At 62.1% G+C, this 2,779-nt stretch carries 3 protein-coding genes; all 3 read left to right on the top strand.

Annotated elements, in window-relative coordinates; translation table 11 throughout:
* Window positions 1-707 (top strand): adenylate/guanylate cyclase domain-containing protein (locus A5686_RS07830; RefSeq protein WP_197520514.1); only part of this gene is annotated, 707 nt, incomplete at its 5' end.
* A 27-nt stretch (window positions 708-734) separates the two neighbouring features.
* The gene (locus A5686_RS07825) at window positions 735-1,340 is read left to right on the top strand and encodes an HdeD family acid-resistance protein (RefSeq protein WP_369829687.1); all 606 of its coding nucleotides are present in this window, start codon (window positions 735-737) and stop codon (window positions 1,338-1,340) included.
* A gap of 88 nt (window positions 1,341-1,428) precedes the next feature.
* A partial coding sequence (locus A5686_RS07820) for a cytochrome ubiquinol oxidase subunit I (RefSeq protein ID WP_067932793.1) occupies window positions 1,429-2,779 on the top strand: 1,351 nt, incomplete at its 3' end.

Below are 2,779 nucleotides of genomic sequence, written 5' to 3'. Positions count from 1 at the left end.
AGGCGGTGATGGAGTCTGAGTTCCAGCGGTCGGAGGCGCTGCTGGCCAACATGTTGCCGGGCAGCATCGCCGAGCGGCTCAAAAGCGCCGACCGAGACGTGATCGCCGACAAGTACGACGAGGCCTCCGTCTTGTTCGCCGACATCGTCGGGTTTACCGAACGCGCCAGCAGCACAGCGCCGGCCGACCTGGTGCAGTTCTTGAACCGGCTGTATAGCGCCTTCGACCAGCTGGTCGACAAGCATGGCCTGGAGAAGATCAAGGTCAGCGGAGACTCCTACATGGTGGTCAGCGGCGTCCCGCGGCCGCGGCCTGATCACGCCTCGGCCCTGGCCGATTTCGCGATCGATATGGCCAATGTTGCTGCTGCACTACGTGATCCGGATGGCCAGCCCGTTTCGTTGCGGATGGGCATGGCCTGTGGACCGGTCGTGGCCGGCGTGGTGGGTTCGCGCCGGTTCTTCTACGACGTGTGGGGCGACGCGGTCAACGTCGCGTCGCGGATGGAGTCCACGGATTCGGTGGGCCGGATCCAGGTCCCCGAGGCGATGTACGAGCGCCTGCGACACGACTTCGTTTTGCAAGAGCGCGGCCGCATCGAAGTCAAGGGTAAAGGCGTCATGCGCACCTGGTATCTCATCGGCCGTAGGGCTGGCGAAGAACCCACCGACCTGCGCGCCGAGCATCCCCGCACGGTCCACGTCTGACCAAAGTCCCTGTACCCCGGCCCGCGTTTGTGCCAGACTGCGGCCATGACTATCTCCCCTGGCTCTCCCGGAACCCATCCCGTTCCGAGCTTGCTGCCGCATCTGTGGAAATCCGCTCTGCTGTCGGGAATTCTGTCGCTCGCCCTCGGTGTCCTGGTATTGGTGTGGCCGGGAATTTCCATCCTGGTAGCCGCCGTCGCGTTCGGCGTTTATCTACTGATCACCGGTATCGCTCAGGTGGTCTTCGCGTTCTCGCTTCATGTCTCGGCCGGAAGCCGGATCCTGCTCTTCATCAGCGGCGCAGCATCGTTGATTTTGGCGTTGCTGGCTTTCCGTCATTTCGGGCAGGGATACGCAATCCTGCTGCTGGCCATCTGGATTGGCGTCGGGTTCATCTTCCGCGGTGTCGCAACAACGATCTCCGCGATCAGTGACCCGCACCTACCGGGTCGGGGCTGGAACATCTTCGTCGGCGTGATCAGCCTGCTCGCCGGCATCGTCGTTCTGGCGTCACCCTTTCAATCCATCGTCACCCTGGCGATCGTGGTCGGCGCGTGGTTCATTGTGATCGGCGTGTTCGAGATCGTTTCGTCGTTCGGAATCCGCAAGGCGTCCAAAACCCTCACAGGCTGAGCAGGGCGCAGGTAGCGTTGGCGCCGACTCATCTACTACACTCTGTCGTAGCCGTTGATCGGGCCTCCGCAGTCTCGGGAGATGACAGATGAACGTCGTCGATATTTCGCGGTGGCAGTTCGGTATCACTACCGTCTACCACTTCATCTTCGTGCCGCTCACGATCGGTTTGGCGCCCCTGATCGCGATCATGCAAACGGTGTGGGTGGCCACCGGTAATACCGCCTGGTACCGATTGACCAAGTTCTTCGGCAAGCTGTTCCTGATCAACTTCGCCATCGGCGTGGCGACCGGAATCGTCCAAGAATTTCAGTTCGGGATGAACTGGTCGGAGTACTCCAAGTTCGTCGGCGACATATTCGGGGCGCCACTGGCGATGGAGGGCCTGTTCGCCTTCTTCTTCGAGTCCACGTTCATCGGGTTGTGGATCTTCGGCTGGAGTCGCCTGCCGAAACTGATCCACCTGGCCTGCATCTGGATCGTCGCGATCGGCGTCAACGCGTCGGCGTTCTTCATCATCGCCGCGAACTCGTTCATGCAGCACCCGGTCGGCGCGCACTACAACCCGGCGACGCGACGAGCCGAGCTGGACGACATCTTCGCCCTGTTATCCAATAACACTGCGCAAGCGGCCTTTTCGCACACGGTGACCGGGGCGCTGCTGGTCGCGGGCACCTTCGTCGCCGCCGTCAGCGCTTGGTGGATGGTGCGGTCACGCAGGCTCGGATCGGCCGCGCCCGACGGACAAACCGATGCCCGCGCCATGTTTCGCCCGGCGGCCATCCTGGGCTGCGGGGTGGTGCTGCTAGCCACCGTAGGCCTGTTCTTCACCGGTGACCGTCAGGGCAAGCTGATGTTCGTGCAACAGCCGATGAAGATGGCGTCGGCCGAGGCGTTGTGTCACACGCAGACCGACCCCGACTTCTCGGTGCTGACCATCGGTACGCACAACAACTGCGGCAGCGTTGCCGAAGTCATCAAAGTGCATTACGTTCTGCCGTTTTTGGCCGAGGGCAAGTTCAGCGGCGTGACGCTGCGCGGGGTGAACGATTTGCAACAGGAGTACCAGCAGCGCTTCGGACCAGATGATTATCGGCCGAACCTGTTCGTCACCTACTGGTCCTTCCGGGCGATGATCGGATTTCTGGTGATCCCTGTGTTGTTCGCCCTGACCGTGCTGTGGGTTACCCGGGGTGGGCGAACACCCAAGAGCCGCTGGATGTCCTGGTTCGCGCTGCTCACCATCCCCATGCCGTTTCTGGCCAACATCTCGGGCTGGGTATTCACCGAGATGGGTCGCCAGCCATGGGTGGTGGCGCCCAATCCCACTGGGGACCAGCTGATTCGGATGACGGTGCGCGAAGGGGTGTCGAACCATGTGCCCGGCATGGTTATCACTTCACTGGCGACCTTCACCCTCGTCTACGCGGTGCTCGCGG

Origin of the sequence: Mycobacterium sp. E2479 (genome assembly GCF_001667925.1) — a bacterium.
GTDB lineage: Bacteria > Actinomycetota > Actinomycetes > Mycobacteriales > Mycobacteriaceae > Mycobacterium.
This window is presented reverse-complemented; position numbering and strand designations above follow the sequence as displayed.